17 protein-coding genes are annotated in these 18923 nt (G+C 62.8%); 8 read left to right on the top strand and 9 right to left on the bottom strand.

What is annotated here, in order from left to right; all coding sequences use genetic code 11:
- Positions 1-5 precede the first annotated feature (5 nt).
- Complete coding sequence (locus tag F3J24_RS10280) at positions 6-515, top strand: DUF1178 family protein (RefSeq protein WP_167005577.1); 510 nt, start codon at positions 6-8, stop codon at positions 513-515.
- Between the two features lie 33 nt (positions 516-548).
- On the opposite strand, the gene F3J24_RS10275 is transcribed toward F3J24_RS10280, so the two are convergent.
- Genes F3J24_RS10275 through F3J24_RS10265 form a run of 3 tightly spaced genes read right to left on the bottom strand, consistent with a single transcriptional unit; the run spans position 549 to position 2266 of the window.
- Positions 549-1337 carry an anti-sigma factor gene (locus F3J24_RS10275; RefSeq protein ID WP_167005574.1) on the bottom strand — a complete coding sequence of 263 codons (789 nt, stop codon included), beginning with the start codon at positions 1335-1337 and terminating at the stop codon, positions 549-551.
- Between the two features lie 11 nt (positions 1338-1348).
- Positions 1349-1876, bottom strand: a complete 528-nt coding sequence (locus F3J24_RS10270; protein WP_167005571.1) for an RNA polymerase sigma factor — start codon at positions 1874-1876, stop codon at positions 1349-1351.
- A complete protein-coding gene (locus tag F3J24_RS10265) occupies positions 1877-2266 on the bottom strand; it encodes a hypothetical protein (protein ID WP_050872264.1) in 390 nt (129 codons plus the stop codon). It lies immediately after the preceding gene.
- A gap of 718 nt (positions 2267-2984) precedes the next feature.
- Here F3J24_RS10265 and F3J24_RS10260 point away from each other — a divergent pair.
- The 7 genes from F3J24_RS10260 (at position 2985) to F3J24_RS10230 (ending at position 11315) form a co-directional block, all read left to right on the top strand.
- Entirely contained in the window at positions 2985-3755 is a 771-nt protein-coding gene (locus F3J24_RS10260) for an ABC transporter ATP-binding protein (protein ID WP_003057809.1), read from the top strand.
- A gap of 120 nt (positions 3756-3875) precedes the next feature.
- Positions 3876-4595, top strand: coding sequence for an ABC transporter ATP-binding protein (locus F3J24_RS10255; RefSeq protein WP_003064410.1), 720 nt, complete (start codon positions 3876-3878; stop codon positions 4593-4595).
- Positions 4596-4650: 55 nt separating this feature from the next.
- On the top strand, positions 4651-5847 hold the full coding sequence (locus F3J24_RS10250; protein ID WP_003064413.1) for an ABC transporter substrate-binding protein: 1197 nt from the start codon (positions 4651-4653) through the stop codon (positions 5845-5847).
- Positions 5848-5895: 48 nt separating this feature from the next.
- On the top strand, positions 5896-6780 hold the full coding sequence (locus F3J24_RS10245; protein ID WP_003057801.1) for a branched-chain amino acid ABC transporter permease: 885 nt from the start codon (positions 5896-5898) through the stop codon (positions 6778-6780).
- Positions 6781-6792: 12 nt separating this feature from the next.
- Positions 6793-7785: a branched-chain amino acid ABC transporter permease gene (locus tag F3J24_RS10240; protein ID WP_167005568.1), complete on the top strand. Its 993-nt coding sequence runs from the start codon at positions 6793-6795 to the stop codon at positions 7783-7785.
- A 225-nt stretch (positions 7786-8010) separates the two neighbouring features.
- Complete coding sequence (locus tag F3J24_RS10235; RefSeq protein WP_167005565.1) at positions 8011-10455, top strand: membrane-bound PQQ-dependent dehydrogenase, glucose/quinate/shikimate family; 2445 nt, start codon at positions 8011-8013, stop codon at positions 10453-10455.
- A gap of 179 nt (positions 10456-10634) precedes the next feature.
- A complete protein-coding gene (locus F3J24_RS10230) occupies positions 10635-11315 on the top strand; it encodes a TetR family transcriptional regulator (protein ID WP_167005562.1) in 681 nt (226 codons plus the stop codon).
- Here the strand turns inward: F3J24_RS10230 and F3J24_RS10225 are convergent.
- The 6 genes from F3J24_RS10225 to F3J24_RS10200 all read right to left on the bottom strand — a co-directional run bounded on the left by F3J24_RS10225 (position 11304) and on the right by F3J24_RS10200 (position 18916).
- Complete coding sequence (locus tag F3J24_RS10225; RefSeq protein WP_167005559.1) at positions 11304-12467, bottom strand: lipocalin-like domain-containing protein; 1164 nt, start codon at positions 12465-12467, stop codon at positions 11304-11306. The two genes, F3J24_RS10230 and F3J24_RS10225, sit on opposite strands and share 12 nt — an antisense overlap.
- A gap of 63 nt (positions 12468-12530) precedes the next feature.
- Positions 12531-12971: a VOC family protein gene (locus F3J24_RS10220; protein WP_167005556.1), complete on the bottom strand. Its 441-nt coding sequence runs from the start codon at positions 12969-12971 to the stop codon at positions 12531-12533.
- A gap of 87 nt (positions 12972-13058) precedes the next feature.
- Entirely contained in the window at positions 13059-15695 is a 2637-nt protein-coding gene (locus tag F3J24_RS10215; RefSeq protein ID WP_167005554.1) for an ABC transporter permease, read from the bottom strand.
- On the bottom strand, positions 15692-16426 hold the full coding sequence (locus F3J24_RS10210; protein WP_167005551.1) for an ABC transporter ATP-binding protein: 735 nt from the start codon (positions 16424-16426) through the stop codon (positions 15692-15694). The genes F3J24_RS10215 and F3J24_RS10210 overlap by 4 nt, the downstream gene beginning before the upstream one ends.
- Positions 16427-16464: 38 nt before the next feature.
- Positions 16465-17472: a tRNA (adenosine(37)-N6)-dimethylallyltransferase MiaA gene (miaA, locus tag F3J24_RS10205; protein ID WP_167005548.1), complete on the bottom strand. Its 1008-nt coding sequence runs from the start codon at positions 17470-17472 to the stop codon at positions 16465-16467.
- Between the two features lie 121 nt (positions 17473-17593).
- On the bottom strand, positions 17594-18916 hold the full coding sequence (locus F3J24_RS10200; protein ID WP_167005545.1) for a sulfatase: 1323 nt from the start codon (positions 18914-18916) through the stop codon (positions 17594-17596).
- Positions 18917-18923: the final 7 nt, after the last annotated feature.

The following is an 18923-nucleotide window of genomic DNA, read 5'->3' as shown; positions in this document are numbered from 1 at the left end:
GCGCCATGAAAGTGCTTGATCTTCACTGCCCTGCAGGCCATGTCTTCGAAGGCTGGTTTGCTTCGGAAGATGATTTTCAGAATCAGCTGCAGTGCAAGCTGGTGCAATGCCCTGTTTGCGGCGACAGCGATGTGACCAAGCGCTTGAGTGCTCCTCGGCTCAATCTGGGCGCACAGCCGCCCAAGGCTGTCCAGGCTTCGCAACCGCCCCCTGTCGCAGCGCCGGCACTTCCTGCGGCCAGTCCCGAAATCAGCGCCGAGGCGCGCGCACATCTTCAGTCCATGCAGGCAGCATGGATGCAGTGGTCGCGCAAGGTCGCGCAGAGCAGCGAGGATGTCGGCAAGAAATTTGCCGAAGAGGCGCGCCGCATTCACTACGGCGAAACCGAGGAACGCGCTATTCGCGGTCAGACCAGTGCCCGGGAGGCCATGGAGCTGATCGAAGAGGGCATTGGCGTTCTGCCCCTGGCCTTGCCCGAGTCGGCCAGCGGCGAAGGCGGCGGCAGCCTGCAGTAGGCCAACCCTGCCGCAGGTCGGAGGCCTGCGGCCTCAGTTCAGTTGCTGATAGACCGCATTGGCCAGAGCCTGCAGGCGCTCGCGCGGCAGGGACGCACTCAAGGCATAGCCTTGCCGGCCCTCTATCCAGTAAAAGCCATGGCTTGCGCCGTCGCTGCTCCACTGAAAGGAGGCAGGAGCGGAAGTGGCAGCCGTCTCGGGGTTGAGCACCGAGACATACAGGGTGACACGCTGGCCTGCCTGATCCTCGTACATGAACTGGGCGCGGGCCTGACCGGTCTCTCCGGGCAGCAGTCGTCCGCCCATGAGATGAAAGCCCTGGGCTTCCAGCACCGGCGGCTTGAGCGCAACACCCAGCCGCTTGGACAGCCACTGCACCAGATGCGCCTGCTGCTGCGCCGCTACTTCGACGGGGTGGCGCTGCTCGGGCACATAGACGGCATGGGCCGCCGCCGCCTCGCGCACAAAGCCCGGCAATTGAGCGGCTGTGTCGGCCGGCGGCGAGCCGGATTTCTGCTGGCCCGCACCATAGCCCAGTCCCAGGCCCACGCTGAGCATGAGGCCTGCGGCCAGTGCATGTGGCCAGCGCCACTGTAGTGCCGGCTTTTGCAGAGACCGGATGAGCTGGGGCGGTACCGGCTCTTCGAGCAATTGCGCATGCAGTGCCTGAAGGCTGGCGTTCTGGGCCTGAATGGCGGCCATGCGCGCTGCTTCATCGGGGTGTTCGGCCAGCCATTGCGCCACCGCCGCAGCGGCATCGGGCTGCAACTCTCCATCCACCCAGGCATGCAGCGTGGTTTCATCGGGGCGCTGGGGTGTCATTGCACTTTCCTTCATTTGACAGCCCTCAACACGGTCGTCGCGGGTCTTTCTCCTTCCATGAGGCGCCTGAGTTGCTCGCGGGCGCGCGAGAGGCGCGACATCACCGTTCCCACGGGAACGCCCAGCATCTGCGCGGCTTCGCCATAGCTGAACTGCTCCATGCCGATCAGCAGCAATACCTCGCGGGCCTGCGGCGTGAGATGGGACAGGGCCCGCTCCAGATCCAGCTGCAGCGCCAGCCTGGGCATGGGGTCGTGTGGCGTGTCCTGGGCCTCGTCAAGCACCACCATGCGATGCCGCGAGGACTGCTGCCACTGATTGGCGTACAGGTTGTGCATCAAGGTCAGCAGCCAGCTGAGCAAGGCCTTTTGCACCTGCTCGGCCGAGGCGGCGGCCGGCGGCTGCCACAGGGCCCACTTCTGGCAGGCGCGCTCCAGCGTGTCCTGGACCAGATCGTCTGCCAGCGCAGTATCGCCCGCCAGCGCGCGCGCATAGCGGCGCAGGCGGGGAATATGGACCAGGGCGGCGTCGACCTTCACTCAAGGCTTGGCGACATGCCAGCTATTGTTGAGGAAGCCGTCACCCGTCATGTCGCCGGGCTTGGCATCCTTGACCCAGTGATAGAGGGGGCGGCCCTTGTAAGCCCATTGCTTGCTGCCGTCGTCGCGCATCACCACGGTCCAGTCGCCGATCGGCGCTGCATTCGCAGGTGCCATCAGAGGCGGCCAGTTGGTGGCGCAGCCGCCGTTGCAGACGCTTTTGCCGGAACCTGCGGCATCCTTGTCAAAGACGTAGAGCGTCATCTGGGTCGGTCCTACCAGCACGCCATTGAGGGTGGTGGCAGGAGACTTGGCCGGGGCGGCCGGGCCGGTCGAACAGGCCGCCAGCAGGGCGGCAGAAGCGAGCGTCAGCGAAGCGATGCGAAACATGAGGTCTCTCCTTGTGGTTGACCAGCAGTAAACAGTTCTGCACGGGGTTTTATTCCATGCGTTTTCACGCCGGAACTCAAGAGCAGTGCCGCCGGTTTTTCAGACATGCGCTTCTGCATCGATGACAAAATATTTTGATAGCTGCTATCGCACGTTAGCTATGTATTTCGGAAATAAAACGATATGAAATTCATATAAATAAAGCGGAAGCAGCTTCTGAATCAATAGTGGAATGGCTGATCTTTGTCGTCCTGGGTTTTTGAGGGCGACAAATAGCAAGCATATTTGCGCGCATTGGGCTAGTAACCCAGTTACTTCAGTGGGCATTAAGAAACTCAGGGTTTACGGCATCAGGGGCAATCTGGGGAGCCGCTGTGCTGCGGGCGCATATTCCATTTCGTCTCATTAATATTGATAGCGCAATACATATAAGGGATAAGCTTGTTGAGGCTTCCGAAGTGGATGCTGACATCCTTTGGAGTACCTCTGTCTCTTGTGGGACCGGTTTGCCATCGGTATTTTGAAGTTTGTAATTACTCCTGCTCTGGATACTTGTTTTACAAGGGATTAGGGAAAGCATAAGTCTCGACTGGCACCACCCCTAGGAGTTTCCCGCTGCGGCACTGCAGCATGAAAGACCAAGATGCCGCTCAGGCAGAGGAAGCACGGCAAGGTGCTGCCTCTTTGTTTTGCAGCATTCAGGACTGACGGCCAGCGCATGAGCGACCTTATTCTCGAAACCAGGCAACTCACCAAAGAGTTCAAAGGCTTTACCGCGGTCAGCAAGGTGGATCTGGCCGTGCAGCGTGGCTCCATTCACGCGCTGATCGGGCCCAACGGCGCGGGCAAGACCACTTGCTTCAATCTGCTGACCAAGTTTCTGGAGCCCACTTCCGGGAGCATTCAGTTCAATGGGGCGGACATTACCCGCGAGGCGCCGGCACAGATTGCCCGACGCGGTGTGATTCGCTCGTTTCAGATTTCCGCCGTCTTTCCGCATTGCACCCTGCTGGAGAACGTACGCATCGGTCTGCAGCGCAAGCTGGGCACGGCCTACCAGTTCTGGACCAGCGAAAAGACGCTCAATCAGCTCAACGACCGCGCCATGGAGTTGCTGACCGAAGTCGGTCTGCAGGACCTGGCCGATGAAGTGACCGTGAACCTGCCCTATGGACGCAAGCGCGCCCTGGAAATTGCGACCACGCTGGCCATGGAGCCCGAGCTGATGCTGCTGGACGAGCCCACGCAGGGCATGGGCCATGAAGACGTGGACCGCGTGACACAGCTCATCAAGAAGGTCTCGGCCGGTCGCACCATCCTGATGGTGGAGCACAACATGAAGGTGATCGCCACCATAGCCGACCGCATCACCGTGCTGCAGCGCGGCGCGGTTTTGGCCGAAGGTCGCTACGAAGAGGTTTCCCGCAATCCGCAGGTGATGGAAGCCTATATGGGGACTACGGATGGGCAGCTTCAGGGGGCGCATTGAAGGCTCCCCCTGTGCCGCTCACGCGGCTTCCCCCTGAGGGGGACAACACCATCGCTGCGGGGCGGCCCTTGCTTGGTGTTTCTGACTTGGGTTCGTGCCAGTTTTGAGATCAGATGAACAATGAATAAGACAAGTACTCCGGCGCTGGAAATTTCGGGACTCAATGCCTGGTATGGCGAATCCCATGTGCTGCATGGCATGGATCTGGTGGTCAATCCCGGCGAGGTAGTGACCCTACTGGGCCGCAATGGCGCGGGGCGTACTTCCACGCTGCGCGCCATCATGGGGTTGACCGGCTCGCGCAAGGGCTCGATCAGGATCAACGGCGTGGAAACCATTCACATGCCGACGCACAAGATCGCCCACCTGGGCGTGGGCTACTGCCCCGAGGAGCGCGGCATTTTCTCCAGCCTGTCCTGCGAAGAGAACCTGATGCTGCCGCCGCCGCTCAAGACTGGCGAGCCAGGGATGAGCATCGACGAGATCTATCAGATGTTCCCCAATCTTTATGAGCGCAGGAATAGCCAGGGCACGCGCCTGTCGGGCGGCGAGCAGCAGATGCTGGCGGTGGCGCGGATTCTGCGCACGGGCGCGCGCCTGTTGCTGCTCGACGAAATTTCCGAAGGCCTGGCCCCTGTCATCGTCCAGACCCTGGCTCGGATGATCACTACGCTGCGCGAGAAAGGCTACACCGTCGTGATGGTGGAGCAGAACTTCCGCTTTGCCGCCCCGCTGGCCGACCGCTTCTATGTGGTCGAGCATGGCCATGTCGCCCTGCGCTTCGGAGCCAGCGAACTGGACGAGAAGATGTCCGTGCTCAACGAGCTGCTGGGCGTCTGAGCCTTCAAGCAGCTCCCATTCGTTCACAACAGAGATCCAACCCGTGGAGATAAAGATGAAAGCAAAACTGAGCGTTCTCTCTTGCATGCTGGCCGTGGCCGGTCTGTCCAGCCCCCTGGCCCAGGCCCAGGAAAAAGTGAAGATCGGTTTCGTCACCGATATGTCCAGCCTGTACGCAGACGTGGAGGGCAAGAACGGTGCGGTCGCCATGCAGATGGCGATCGACGACTTCGGCGGCAAGGCCCTGGGCCAGCCCATCGAGCTGGTCAGTGCAGACCATCAGAACAAGGCCGACATCGCTGCCTCCAAGGTGCGCGAATGGATTGATACGCAGGGTATCTCCATGGTCTTCAGCGGCACCAACTCCGGCACGGCACTGGCGGTTTCCCAGATCGCCAACGAGAAAAAGCGCGTTCACTTCAACAGCGGCGCGGGTTCTTCCGCGCTGACCAACGAGCAGTGCAACCCCTATACCGTGCACTACGCCTACGACACCGTGGCCCTGGCCAAGGGCACGGGCGGTGCCGTGGTGGATCGCGGCGGCAAGGACTGGTTCTTCCTGACGGCCGACTATGCCTTCGGTCAGGCTCTGGAGGCCGACACCACCAAGGTCATCAACGCCAAGGGCGGCAAGGTGCTGGGCTCGGTCAAGCATCCGCTCAATGCCTCGGACTTCTCGTCCTTCCTGCTGCAGGCACAAAGCTCCAAGGCCCATATCCTGGGTCTGGCCAATGCGGGCGGCGACACCATCAATGCCATCAAGGCGGCCAAGGAGTTCGGCATCAACAAGACCATGAAGACCGCCGGTCTGTTGGTCTTCCTGACCGACATCCACAGCCTGGGTCTGAAGAACACCGAAGGCCTGCTGCACACCACCAGCTGGTACTGGGATATGAACGACGAATCGCGCAAGTTCGCCAACAAGTTCTTCGCCAAGACCAAGCGCATGCCTACCGATGTGCAGGCCGCCGACTACTCGGCCGTGATGAACTATCTGAAGGCTGTCGAAGCGGTGAAGACCACCAATGCCGACAAGGTGATGGCCCACCTCAAGAGCACGCCCATCAACGACTTCTACGGCAAGGGCGTGATCCGTCCCGACGGCACTTTCGCTCACGACATGTATCTGGTCGAAGCCAAGAAGCCCAGCGAATCCACCAAGCCCTGGGACTACCTCAAGGTACTGACCAAGCTGCCCGCCGAGACGGTCTGGACCACCAAGGCCGAAACCAAGTGCGCGCTCTGGAAGTAATAGCACTACCGGTTTGATGCAGACCTCACCCTCACCAGCGTATCTCTCATGGAAATCTTCGGCGTTTCATTGCCCGGCCTGATGAGCCAGCTCCTTCTGGGGCTGGTCAACGGTTCGTTCTACGCAATTCTGAGTCTGGGCCTGGCCGTGATCTTCGGCCTGCTCAATGTCATCAACTTTGCGCATGGCGCCCTGTTCATGCTGGGGGCCATGTGCACCTGGATGGCCATGAGCTATTTCGGCATCAACTACTGGGTGATGCTGATCCTGTCGCCGGTGCTGGTGGGGATTCTGGGGGTGTTGATCGAGCGCTTTTTGCTGCGCTGGATCTACAAGCTCGATCATCTCTACGGCCTGCTGCTGACGCTGGGACTGTCGCTGCTGATCGAGGGGGTGTTCCGCTCCGTCTATGGCGTCTCGGGCCTGGGCTATGACACGCCCGAGCTGCTCGAGGGCGCGACCAATCTGGGCTTCATGATCCTGCCCAATTACCGCGCCTGGGTAGTCGTGGCTTCCATCGTGGTGTGCGTGGCAACCTGGTTTGTGATCGAGAAGACGCGCATCGGTGCCTATCTGCGTGCCGGCACCGAAAACCCGCGTCTGGTCGAGGCGTTCGGTGTCAACGTGCCCGTGATGATCACGCTGACCTATGCCTTCGGTGCCGCGCTGGCCGCCTTTGCCGGCGTGCTGGCAGCACCGGTCTACCAGGTCACGCCGCTGATGGGGCAGAACCTCATCATCGTGGTCTTTGCCGTGGTGGTGATCGGCGGCATGGGCTCCATCATGGGCTCCATCCTCACCGGTCTGGCGCTGGGCGTCATTGAGGGACTGACCAAGGTTTTCTGGCCCGAGGCCTCGTCCACCGTCGTGTTTTTCATCATGGTGATTGTTTTGCTGATTCGCCCCGCTGGCTTGTTCGGTAAAGAAAAATAAGAGGGGCACGACATGAAATCCAAGACGCTTGTTCAACGCATTGCCCCCGTGGGCTATGGCCTGCTGCTGCTGGGCCTGATCGTCGCGCCCTTCCTCGGTGCCTATCCCGTTTTCGTGATGAAGCTGATGTGCTTTGCACTGTTTGCTTCAGCCTTCAATCTGCTGCTGGGCTATACGGGCCTGCTGTCCTTTGGTCATGCGGCTTTTCTGGGTGGCGCGGCCTATGTGGCGGGCTACAGCATCAAGGCCTGGGGCTTCACCCCCGAGATCGGCATGCTGCTGGGCACGCTGGTCGGCGCTCTGCTGGGCCTGATCTTTGGCTGGCTGGCCATTCGCCGCCAGGGCATTTATTTCTCCATGATCACGCTGGCGCTGGCGCAGATGCTGTTCTTTGTCGCACTGCAGGCCAAGTTCACGGGCGGCGAAGACGGCCTGCAGGGCGTGCCGCGCGGCAAGCTGTTCGGCGTGATCGATCTGAGCAGCGATATGGTCATGTACTACGTGGCTCTGGTCATCGTTGTGGCGGCCTTTCTGCTCATCGTGCGCACCATCCATTCGCCGTTCGGGCAGGTGCTCAAGGCCATCAAGGAGAACGAGCCGCGCGCCATCTCGCTGGGCTATGACGTCAACCGCTTCAAGCTGCTGGCCTTTGTCATCTCTGCGGCCCTGACGGGTCTGGCTGGTTCCCTCAAGACCCTGGTGCTGGGTTTTGCCACCCTGTCCGATGTGCACTGGACCACCTCCGGGCATGTGATTCTGATGACGCTGATGGGTGGTCTGGGCACGCTGTCGGGTCCGCTGCTGGGTTCGGCCGTCGTCGTGGCGCTGGAAAACAAGATCGGCGAGTTCGGTACCTTTCTTGCGCACATCACGGGAGTGGAATGGTTTGGCACGCTGGGCGAATCGGTCACCATCGTCACCGGCCTGATCTTTGTGCTGTGTGTGCTGTTGTTCCGCAAGGGCATCATGGGCGAGCTGATCGCCTGGCTGCAGCGTCGCAAATAAGAAGGCGCTTTGTCCTCTCTCCAAAGGCCGCATCTGCGGCCTTTTTTGTTGCCCTCAGTTCCAAGTGAAAATGGAAATTTCAGAGATTTCTGAAATTTCTGGTACACGTTTGCAAGCGATGGACTTTATTTCTCATAACAATGGACTTTTTTTCTCATTCAAGAAAATGCCTAGCTGCGACCGGAGGCCGGTGCGCGCGCGGGCTCATACAGTTCGAGGTTCGATATGACACATCAGGAGCAGGCGCAGCCCTTGGCTGCGCGCATCTGGCTCTGGGTTCTGGGGGCGGCGCTGGCGCTTGCCGGCCTGTTCTTCTTGATAGGCGGTGGCAAGCTCATCAGCCTGGGCGGCAGCTGGTACTTCTTGCTCGCTGGCCTGGGACTGCTGCTGTCCGGCCTGCAACTGATTCGCCGCCGAGTGAGTGGAGCATGGTTCTATCTGGCCACTTTTGCCGCCACCGTGCTGTGGGCGCTGGCTGAAGTCGGCCTAGATTACTGGAGCCTGATTTCGCGGCTGCTGGCCTTGACTTTTGCCACCGTGGCGGTGCTGGTCAGCATGCCCTTGCTGCGCAAGGCCGGAGTGCCGGGCAAGGCCTCGACCAGCAAAGCGCCGTTTGCTGGCGCAGCGGTCCTGCTGCTGGCTGGCATGGCAGCCTTTGTGTCCATGTTCCAGATCCACCCCGAGGTGCAGACCCAGTCCGCCGTGGCCCGCAAGCCCGTGGATGCGGCCAGTGAGCAAAAGGACTGGAGCCATTACGGCAACAGCAGTAACAATGATCGCTTTGCCGCGCTGGATCAGATCAACGCGGACAACGTGAACCGGTTGCAAGTGGCCTGGACTTTCCACACCGGCGACGTACCCAAGTCCACAGGCGCCGGCGCTGAAGACCAGACCACACCGCTGCAGGTGGGCGACAAGGTGTTTGTTTGCACGCCCAGCAACAATGTGATTGCGCTCGACGCCGATACCGGCAAGCAGCTGTGGCGCCATGACACCAACTCCCATGTGGGCGGTGTGTGGGAGCGTTGCCGCGGCCTGGCCTACTTCGATGCGGATGCCCCACTGGCCCAACCCAGCGTGCCGGGATCGACCCCTGTGCAGGCGGTGAGCCTGCCTGCCGGCGCAGCCTGCAAGCGTCGCATTCTCATGAACACCATCGACGCACGCCTGTTTGCCATTAATGCAGACAACGGCGAGCTGTGCGACGAGTTCGGCGATCACGGCGTGGTCGACCTCAAGCAGGGCGTCGGCACTGTTTCCAATCCCGCGTTCTACACCCTGACATCGGCCCCCACGGTGGCCGGCACCACGGTGGTGGTCGGCGGTCGCGTGGCTGACAACGTGCAGGTGGACATGCCTGGTGGCGTGATCCGCGGCTTCGATGTGGTGAGCGGTGCTCAGCGCTGGGCGTTCGACTCCGGCTCGGCCACGCCCAATGAAGTGCTCAAGCCTGGCCAGACCTACACCCGTTCCTCGGCCAATGTCTGGGCAGGCACGACATACGATTCCGGCTCCAACACCGTCTACCTGCCTATGGGCTCGCCTTCGGTGGACCTGTATGGCGCCACGCGCTCTGCGGTGGACCTGAAGTATGGCGCCTCCATCCTCGCGCTGGATGCCGCCACGGGCAAGGAAAAATGGGTGTACCAGACCGTGCACAACGATCTGTGGGATTTCGACATTCCCATGGCGCCCACGCTGATCGACTTTCCCCTGCAGGACGGCACAAGCACCCCCGCGCTGGTGGTCGGCACCAAGGCCGGTCAGATCTTTGTGCTGGACCGCCACAGCGGCAAGCCGTTGACCAAGGTGGAAGACATTGCCGTCAAGCCCGGTCATATTCCCGGTGAAAAATATGCCCCGACCCAGCCTCTTTCCGTGGGTATGCCGCAGATTGGCACCAAGACCCTGACCGAAGCCGATATGTGGGGCGCGACGCCGGTGGATCAGCTGATCTGCCGCATCAAGTTCAAGTCCATGCGCTATGAAGGCCTGTTCACCGCGCCAGGCACCGATGTGTCGCTGAGCTTTCCGGGCTCGCTGGGCGGCATGAACTGGGGCGGTCTGTCTGCGGATCCCAGCAACAACCTGATCTTTGTGAACGACATGCGTCTAGGCCTGTGGGTGCAGATGATGCCCCAGCAGAAAAAGGACAAGCTGTCCGACGGCGGCGAGGCGCCCAACACCGGCATGGGCCAGGTGCCGCTGGGTGGCACTCCCTATGCGGTGATCAAGGACCGCTTCATGTCGCCGCTGGGTATCCCTTGCCAGAAACCTCCGTTCGGCACCCTGACCGCCATCGACATGAAGACCCAGCAAGTGGTCTGGCAGGTGCCTGTGGGCACGGTGCAGGATCAGGGTCCGATGGGCATCAAGATGCGCATGCCCATGCCGGTGGGCTTGCCCACGCTGGGTGGTACGCTGGCGACGCAAGGCGGCCTGGTGTTCTTTGCCGGCACGCAGGATTACTATCTGCGCGCCTGGGATAGCGCCACTGGCCGGGAAATCTGGAAGAGCCGTCTGCCTGTGGGCAGCCAGGGCGGCCCCATGACCTACAAATCGCCCAGAACCGGCAAGCAGTATGTGGTGATCTCGGCCGGTGGTGCCCGCCAATCGCCCGACCGCGGTGACTATGTGATTGCCTACGCATTGCCCGATATCGGTAAATAAGCGACGCAGGCATTGAACCGAACAGCCATGGCTCGTCAGAGCCATGGCTTTTTTTCATTGCCGTGCAGCCCCAAGATGAAAAGTGCCTCCTCTCCGAGGGGCTGTGACCGCACGCAGTGGGAAGTGTGGAGGGCCTTTTTCATGTACGCTGGCGCGCTTGAGTCAATGGAGATGTGGTCGTGAGCGAGCAGCAAGGTCCTGAAAATTCACTGAGCCAGCAGCCTTCGGCAGACGAGGCCTCGGCCGATATGCGCCAGGCCCTGCTGGACGCGGGCAAGACCGAGTTTGCCAACTACGGCTATGACGGGGCGCGGCTGGAGCGCATTGCCGCCAGGGCGGGCTGCGCCAAGCGCATGCTGTATTACTACTTCGGTAACAAGAAGGATGTGTATCTCGCGGTTATAGAACAGAGCTACTCGGATATCCGCGAGTCCGAGGATCTTCTCAATCTGGATGCGCTGGAGCCCTTGCAGGCGCTGCATGCGCTGGCACGCAAGAGCTTCGAGTATCACGAGCAGAACCGGGAGTTCACGCGTCTGGTGCTGCAGGAGAATTTCCAGAGCGGAGAGATGCTGGGCCAGATCTCCAAGACCGAGCTGCTGCGCAAGGCGGCGCTGGAGCCTATCGAGCGCATCCTGCAGCGCGGCGTGGCGCAGGGCCTGTTCAGGGAGCAGCCGACCGCTGTCGATGTCCACTATCTGATTTCGGCCCTGTCCGGCTTCCGCGTGGATCATGCGGCGACCTGGCAGAGCCTGCTGCAGGTCGATTTGCTGGGTGAGAACTTGTGCGAGCGGCATCTGCAGCTGCTGCTTGATCAGCTCGGTGCTCTGGTGTGCAAGTCCCAGGCCCTAAAGCCGTAGCGCGTTTGCATAGCCTGTCATCTCCAGGTAACCCTGGCCCACGCGACGGCTTGTGCCATCGGCGCCTATGCGGCGCAGCTCGCACAGGCCTTCCCAGTAAATGGCGCCGGTGCTGGCGCGGCTGTCCAGTTCCTGGTCGTCCACCAGGGCCTGAACCTCGAAACGGCCCGCCGGTGTCTGTACGCTCCAAGCCACGGGATAGCTGGCCTTGCTGTGCGGGCTGCTCCAGTGGCGCAGCGGCTCGAATCGTACCTGATCGGCGCCAAAGATTTGCGCGCTCTGGTTTGGTGCGCGAAATGAGCCACCGGCCCAGAGCACCGAGCTATCGCGTCGGCGCAGATGAAAGGCTGTGAGGGCGCAGCCGTCATCGAGATTCATGCCTATCCAGTCCCAGCCCTGGGCTTCTTTGTCCATGATGGCCGCGCTGCATTCATGGTCGAGCCAGGCGCGATTGTGCGCGCTGGCTTGCACAGGCAGCGACTGACCGGCCACGGTGATGGAGCCGTCGACCTTGAGCTGGGGCTGGCTGTAGTAATAGCTGGCCTGTTCCTCACGTGGGCCTTTGCGTGAAAGACCATCCCGGCCCTGCAGCAGCAGGGGCTGCGTGGTATCAAATTCAAGATCCAGCGTGAAGTCATTGGCTCTCAGCAAGGCACGGTAACGGCTGGCCTGCGCGGCGCTTTGGCCTTGCACGGGGTGACGCTGGAGATGCCAGTCGTTGATATGCACATCGCTATCGCTTTCGCTAGCCCCGGCCAGACCAAGGCCTGCGCGCGCCATGCGCTGGTCGTGGCGTAGCTTGCGGCCCTCGACATCGCACAGGGCCGCATGGGCGAAGATCAACTGCTTGGCTGCGAGTGTCGATTGCAGACTTTGGGCAGCTTCGATGCGCGAGCGAAAGAAGGTCAGCTGAAAGCCCCAGGGCCTGCCGCCGGCCTGCAACTGGCCGGTGATGTACCACCACTCGGTCTGGAGATCCGGGTGGCTGCCGAAGTCGCGCGGAAACTGAAGCGTCTTAGGTGGCAAAGCCGAGGCTGGCAGAGGCAGGCCCAGGCTCGCCCAGCACAGACCGGCTGCAGCCAGCGCCTGCCTGCGTGACAGGGCTCGAGGCGATGGTTGCGGGAACTGGGAGGTCGTGGGCTGGTAAGGCATGGCCCATTGTCGCCCAGCCGTTCAACGCAAGGCCATGCCTCCGAGGTTCTGCCTTGCGCGGCCTCAGCCTATATCGACCAGGGGAAGGATCACCATCCAGCTGACCCCGAAGCGGTCGGTCACCATGCCAAAACGGCGCGCAAAAAACGTGGTGTCCAGCGCCATCTGTACCTGGCCGCCCTCGCCGATGGCAGCAAAGATACGATCGGCCTCATTCTCGCTGGGCGCGGTGATGGACAGTGAAAAGCCTTTGAAGTCCGGCTTGCCGCTGTTCATGCCGTCGGATGCCATGATCTGCGTCTCGCCAATCTGGATATTGGCGTGCATGATTTTTTCGGGATCCATCTGTCCCGGGCCACAGCCTTGCTGGCTCGATGACTCTGGCTGCGGCGGAGCATCCTTGTAGCGCATCAGCATGGTGATCTCTGCCCCCAGAGCGGCCTGGTAGAAATCCAGAGCCTCTTCGCAGCGGCCATCGAAAAAGAGATAGGGCTGAATCTGCATACGAACTCCTCGCAGCGGTTAAGGTTTGATTGTGCGCTGCGCCATGGCGCAATCGTGTGAAAAACGGTGACAGGGGTGCAGGTATAGCTACCAGTCCTCCTTGACGGCCAGCACCGCATCGGCACTGGCGGCCCGGCGCCCGGCCAGCCACGCGGTGATGACGCCGGCCAACACCACGGCAGCGCCCAGTGCCAGCAGGCGCAGCATAGGCAGGCGAAGCTCCATGGTCCAGTGAAAGCTCTGCGGATTGACTACATGCACCAGGATCACCGCCACGCCCAGGCCCAGCAGTGTGCCGGCGATGGTGCCCAGCATGGTCCAGGCCAGACCCTCGGCGGCAACCACGCTCAGGACATTGCGCCGTGTCAGGCCCAGATGGGCCAGCAGCCCGAATTCCTTGCGTCTGGCCAGTACCTGGGCGCTGAAGCTGGCCGCAATGCCGAACAGGCCTATGCCTATGGCCACGGCCTGCAGCCAGTAGGTGACCGCAAAGCTGCGATCGAAAATGCGCAAGGAGCGCTCGCGCAGCGCCTGGCTGCTGACAAATTCCAGTGCTGGGGGCGGCTGCCTCGGCGTGCCGAGGGCCTGCTCTATCGCCGTTTGCAGATCGGGGCCCGGGGTCTCCGGCCAGATGGCAATCTCGCTGATCTGCGCCGCATTGCCAGCTTTGCCCACCAGCGCCAGATAGTCCTGCCAGTCCAGGGCGACGGCACCGAACTGACGCACATAGTCGCGCCACACGGATGCTATGTAAAAGGAAGCTGCTGGCGCTTTCTGGTCCAGTGTTTGAAGGCTGAAAGCCTTGGAAAGCAGCGGCCAGCTGTCGCCAGGCTTCAAACCATAGAGCTGGGCCACGGCTTCGCTGATGTGCACGGCTATGCCTGGGCGCGCTTCCTGGATGGGGCCCTCGACCCAGGGCAACTGCATGGCCTGCTCGCCACGTAGCGGGCGAATCAGCAGACTGATGGCCGGGCGCTCGGGGCTCAGTACCAGCTGGCTGCTGCGCATGGCCTGGGCACGCGCTATGCCGGGCAACTGCTCCAGACGCTGCGCCGCATCGGCCGGCAGCAGGGCCGCATCGACACGGCTGGAGCCGCCTGCGGCGCGTACATACAGGGGAGCGGGCAACACGGCATCCAGCCACTCCATCATGCTGCCGCGAAAGCTGGTGACCATCACCGTCAGGGCTACGGCCAGGCTCAGGCTGGCCACCACGCCGCCTAAGGCCACGGTGGTGGCGTGGCGCATGCGCCGCGCGCGCTCCAGCGCCAGCATGGCCAGCGGCTGGCGTGAAAAGGCCTTGGGTACCAGTGCCAGGACCGCACCCAGCAGCCAGGGCAGGGCTGACATGCCGCCCAGCAACAGCAGGCCCACGGCCATATAGGCGGCCAGCGGGACACCTGCGACCGGCGGCATGAAGGCCAGTACCAGGCTGGCGGCGAGCAGTGTGACAGCGGGCCACAGACGCGGAGCGCTCTCGTGCGTGCTGCCCAGCCCCTTGAGCGTGGCCGCGGGTGGCAGATCCATAGCGGCGCGTGCAGGCCACCAGGCGCCGGCCAGCGTGGCGGCAAGGCCCAGCAGACTGAAGATCAGCGCTGCCGTCGGACTCCAGTGCAGGGCGGGTTGCACACCGGCAAAGAATCCGCCGCCCAGATCGCCGCCCAGCACCTGCAGCGCCAGCCAAGCCAGTGCCGTACCGAGCGCAATACCGGCCAGGCTGCCCAGAATCCCCAGCGCCAGCGCTTCCAGCAGCACCAGTGCCATGCGCTGGCGCGGCGTGGCTCCGAGTACGGCCAGCAGCGCAAACTGCGGCGCGCGCTGAGCCACGCTGAGTGCCAGTACCGAGAACACCAGAAACGCTCCCGTGAACAAGGCCACCAGCGCCAGCACCGTGAGGTTGACGCGGTAGGCGCGCGACATCTCGCCCACGCGCTGCTGATCGTCGCTGGGCTGCTGGATCAGTATCTGCTCTTGCCAGGCCGCCAATGCGTGCAGGGCGGTGCCCACCTGGCTGCGACTGGCGCTGTCGGTCAGCAACAGGTCCAGCCGGTCGATGCGGTCAAACAGGCCGAGCTTCTGCTGCAGTGCGGCAATGTCCATGACTGCGACCGGTGCGCCGCTGGCGGCGACCGTGCCCGCAATACGCAACTGCTGGGCCTGGCCGTTGAGCAGCCATTGCATGGGGGCGTTGACGGCCTGTTCAGGACTCAGTTGCAGGGCCTGCAAGGCGGCGGCATTGAGAAACACGGCGTCGGGAGCAAACAGATCGAGACGGTCGCCGCCCTCAAACAAACGCGGCATCAGTGCCGGGGCGACAGGGGTCAGCTTGAGGGCATCGCTGCCGAGCACACGCAAGCTCACGCCTTGTGCCGCTCCTTGGGGGCTGCGCGTCTGCGGGTCTGCGCTGCTGCCGGGCAGCAGCACCGTGGTTTCGACCCAGGGCACGGCGCTGGCGACGCCCGGGGTCAGAGCCACCTGGGGATAGAGCGCCAGCGGCAGGCCGCCCTGCATGGCGTGCAACTGCAGATCAGGCTGGCCGTTGACGCTGCGCACCGCCCTGGAGAATTCGTCCAGTGCCGACTGGTTGATCACATGGACGGCAAAGCCCAGCGCCACGCCCAGCATGATGGCAATCAGCGCCGTGGCCGTGCGCCAGGGGTGCTGGCGTAGCTCCTGCCAGGAGAAGCTGGTCAGAAGCAGAAGAAGCGGGGCGCGTGAAGTCACAGGCTTAGCGCGCTTTGCTGCGATGTCGAGAGCTCGGCCTGCATGCCGGCGGCCGTCAGCCGCAGAACGCGGTCGGCGCGCCTGGCCGCTTCTGCGGAATGGGTGACCAGCACCAGCGCCGTGCCGTTGTCGCGGGTTTGCTTTAGCAGCAAATCCATGATCTGCTGAGCGGTTGACGGGTCTAGATTGCCCGTGGGTTCATCGGCCAGCAGCAGAGGCGGTGAATGCACCAGGGCACGTGCTATGGCCACGCGCTGCAGCTGGCCGCCGCTGAGCTGCTGGGGCAGGCGCTGGCCCAGACCCTCGAGTCCCACGGCCTGCAGCACCTGCTGCACGCGCTGCTGACCCTGGTCATCCATGCGGCCCAGCAGCATCAGCGGTAGGGCAATGTTCTGCGCCACATCGAGATGGGGCAGGACATGAAAGGCCTGGAACACAAAGCCCAGATGCGCGCGCCGCCATATGGCGCGCCGGGCTTCATCGAGCGTGGACAGATCCGTGCCGCTGTGCAGAACCCGGCCTTGTTGCCAGCTGTCCAGCCCGGCCAGGCAGTTGAGAAAAGTGGACTTGCCCACGCCGGAGTTGCCGACGATGGCGACAAATTCGCCGGCGGCGATCTCGCAGCTGACCTGCGCAAAGACCGTGGTCTGGGCCTCGCCCTCGCCATAGCGTTTGGCAAGGTCGCTGACCTGCAGCAGCGGATGGGCGTGGGGTGAGTCGGTGGCAGCCATGCAGCGATCTTAACGAGGGGCGCTGCTGCGGAAGGCCCTTAGCCTGCGGCCTGCTGTGCTGCGTCAAGGGCTGCCATGGCAGCATCCAGCAATTGCTGCTGGGCGCTGGGCGCATCGCAGGCAATGGCATGGCGTTGGGGCATGGAGCGCAACCAGGTGATCTGGCGCTTGGCCAGCTGGCGTGTGGAGGCGATGCCGCGCTCGCGCAGGCCTGCCATGTCCAGCGGTTTGCCGGGATCGGCCTCCTGCGCGTCCAGCACTTCCCAGGCCTGGCGATAGCCCACGCAGCGCATCGAGGGCAGGTCCAGATGCAGATCGCCGCGTGCGCGCAGGCTGCGCACTTCGTCGAGGAAGCCTTGCTCCAGCATCAGATCAAAGCGCAGCGCAATGCGCTGGTGCAGCCAGGCTCGCTCTGCAGGCTCCAGAGAGAAAAGCGTTGCAAGCCCCATCTGTTCGGCAGGGCCCGCCTTTTTCCTGGTCGTGTGAAAGCTTGAAAGAGGTTTGCCCGAGACATGCCAGACCTCGAGTGCGCGCTGGATGCGCTGGCTGTCGCCGGGGGCCAGGCGTGCGGCCGTGACGGGGTCCACTTCGGCCAGTCTTGCATGCATGGCGGGCCAGCCCAGCTCGGCGGCCTGCGCGTCCAGCATGGCGCGCACTTCGGGGTTGGCTGCGGGCATATCGTCCAGCCCGTCCATCAGCGCCTTGAAGTACAGCATGGTGCCGCCCACCAGCAGGGGTATGGCCTGGCGGGCGCGGATTTCGGCAACCAGGGTCTGCGTATCGCGCACGAACTCGGCCGCGCTGTAGGCCTGCAGCGGATCAATGATGTCGATGAGGTGATGCGGGACGGCGGCCAGCTCTGCCGCCGTGGGCTTGGCCGTGCCGATGTCCATACCTTTGTAGACCAGTGCCGAATCCACGCTGATGATCTCGGCCTTCTGACCGCATTGCGCCAGCCGCTCGGCCAATGCCAGCGCTGCCGCAGTCTTGCCCGAGGCAGTGGGGCCGGCAATGGCGATACAGGGCAGGGCGTGGGCAGCAGTCATGGGGCGAAATCCGTACAGGTCAAAGCACAAGAACCAATGACCGTCGGTCATTGGTTCTTGCTGGTTGTGAAGGATAACGCAGCCTGCTGCCTTGCGGCTGCGGCGGGACTTAGTGACTTGCCTAGCCCTGGCTCAGCCGTGCCGGCACATAGCGGTCGGCCTGAATATCGGGCGAGAGGCCGTGGCTGTAGCTTTCGGCGCTGATCGGCAGCAGTTGCTCGTTCCACTCCTCCCATTGCCTGCGCAGTCCGGCAAAGATTTCTGGCTGATGCTCCTTGAGATTGGCGCGCTCGCGGGCGTCCTCCTCCACATTGAACAAGAACTCGTTGTCGTTGATCTTGAGGTATTTCCAGGGACCCTGGCGCACGGCACGCTGGGCCTGGGATTTGTAGCGCCAGAACAGGCTGCGCTCGGTGTGGGCCGCATGGCCTTCCAATATGGGCAGGATGTTCTGGCCGTCGCTGGGGAAGTCGGGGTGTGGCCTGGCTCCGGCAGCGGCCAGCAGCGTGGGCAGCCAGTCAAAGCTGGCAGTGACCTGCTCCTGGACCTGGGGTCGGATGCGGGCGCTCCAGCGCAGCAGCGTAGGTACGCGTATGCCGCCCTCCAGCAGCTCGGTCTTCTGGCCCGTGAAGGGCCAGGTCTTGGAAAAGCGTTCGCCGCCGTTGTCGCTGGTGAAGATGATGATGGTGTTGTCGGCCTGGCCGGTGTCATCAAGCGCCTGCAGCACCTGGCCCACGGCCTTGTCCAGCGCCTCGACGATCTCGCCGTATTTCTTCAGGCTGCCGCCGTCGTAGTGGAACAGGTCCTTGATGCTGTGCGCGACATGCTCGTCATCGGGCCCTTCCCAGGGCCAGTGCGGCGCAGTGAAGTGCAGCGACAGGAAAAAAGGCTTGTCCTGACCCTTGCGCTCATGCACATAGCGCGTGGCCTCATCCCCCAGGATGTAGGTGTAGTAGCCCGTGCGCTCCACGGGCTCGCTGTCTTGCCACAGGTCGGAGCTGAACTGCGCGCCCACGCCGGGCTTGTGCGTGAAGTAGTCGATGGCACCGCTGTGGTTGCCAAAGAAATAGTCGTAGCCGCTGCGCTGCGGGCCATAGGCGGGCGGCTTGCCCAGATGCCATTTGCCTATCAATGCCGTGTCGTAGCCGGCTTGCTTGAGCAGCGATGGCAGCGTGGGGTGATCGGCAGGCAGGCCGAGTTGCGCGCCATGGCGTGCCAGCGGCTCTTCGAGCCCGGCCTGCAGCCGGTACTGATAGCGCCCGGTGATCAGCGCAATGCGTGTGGCCGAGCAGACGGCCGAGTTGGCATAGGCCTGATTGAAGCGTACGCCCTGGGCGGCGAGGCGGTCCAGATGCGGGGTCTTGAAATCGGTGGCGCCATAGACGCCCAGGTCGGCCCAGCCCAGATCGTCGGCGAGGATGAAAACGATGTTCGGTGCGGTCATGCGTCGC

Source organism: Comamonas sp. Tr-654 (assembly GCF_011752915.1).
Taxonomy (GTDB): domain Bacteria; phylum Pseudomonadota; class Gammaproteobacteria; order Burkholderiales; family Burkholderiaceae_C; genus Comamonas.
This window is presented reverse-complemented; position numbering and strand designations above follow the sequence as displayed.

What these genes read in the sequence shown, in the direction of transcription:
- F3J24_RS10280 (WP_167005577.1), top strand. Translation starts at nt 6, where the DNA reads ATGAAAGTGCTTGATCTTCACTGCCCTGCAGGCCATGTCTTCGAAGGC.
- F3J24_RS10275 (WP_167005574.1), bottom strand. Translation starts at nt 1,337, where the DNA reads ATGACACCCCAGCGCCCCGATGAAACCACGCTGCATGCCTGGGTGGAT.
- F3J24_RS10265 (WP_050872264.1), bottom strand. Translation starts at nt 2,266, where the DNA reads ATGTTTCGCATCGCTTCGCTGACGCTCGCTTCTGCCGCCCTGCTGGCG.
- F3J24_RS10260 (WP_003057809.1), top strand. Translation starts at nt 2,985, where the DNA reads ATGAGCGACCTTATTCTCGAAACCAGGCAACTCACCAAAGAGTTCAAA.
- F3J24_RS10255 (WP_003064410.1), top strand. Translation starts at nt 3,876, where the DNA reads ATGAATAAGACAAGTACTCCGGCGCTGGAAATTTCGGGACTCAATGCC.
- F3J24_RS10250 (WP_003064413.1), top strand. Translation starts at nt 4,651, where the DNA reads ATGAAAGCAAAACTGAGCGTTCTCTCTTGCATGCTGGCCGTGGCCGGT.
- F3J24_RS10245 (WP_003057801.1), top strand. Translation starts at nt 5,896, where the DNA reads ATGGAAATCTTCGGCGTTTCATTGCCCGGCCTGATGAGCCAGCTCCTT.
- F3J24_RS10240 (WP_167005568.1), top strand. Translation starts at nt 6,793, where the DNA reads ATGAAATCCAAGACGCTTGTTCAACGCATTGCCCCCGTGGGCTATGGC.
- F3J24_RS10235 (WP_167005565.1), top strand. Translation starts at nt 8,011, where the DNA reads ATGACACATCAGGAGCAGGCGCAGCCCTTGGCTGCGCGCATCTGGCTC.
- F3J24_RS10225 (WP_167005559.1), bottom strand. Translation starts at nt 12,467, where the DNA reads ATGCCTTACCAGCCCACGACCTCCCAGTTCCCGCAACCATCGCCTCGA.
- F3J24_RS10220 (WP_167005556.1), bottom strand. Translation starts at nt 12,971, where the DNA reads ATGCAGATTCAGCCCTATCTCTTTTTCGATGGCCGCTGCGAAGAGGCT.
- F3J24_RS10210 (WP_167005551.1), bottom strand. Translation starts at nt 16,426, where the DNA reads ATGGCTGCCACCGACTCACCCCACGCCCATCCGCTGCTGCAGGTCAGC.
- miaA (WP_167005548.1), bottom strand. Translation starts at nt 17,472, where the DNA reads ATGACTGCTGCCCACGCCCTGCCCTGTATCGCCATTGCCGGCCCCACT.
- F3J24_RS10200 (WP_167005545.1), bottom strand. Translation starts at nt 18,916, where the DNA reads ATGACCGCACCGAACATCGTTTTCATCCTCGCCGACGATCTGGGCTGG.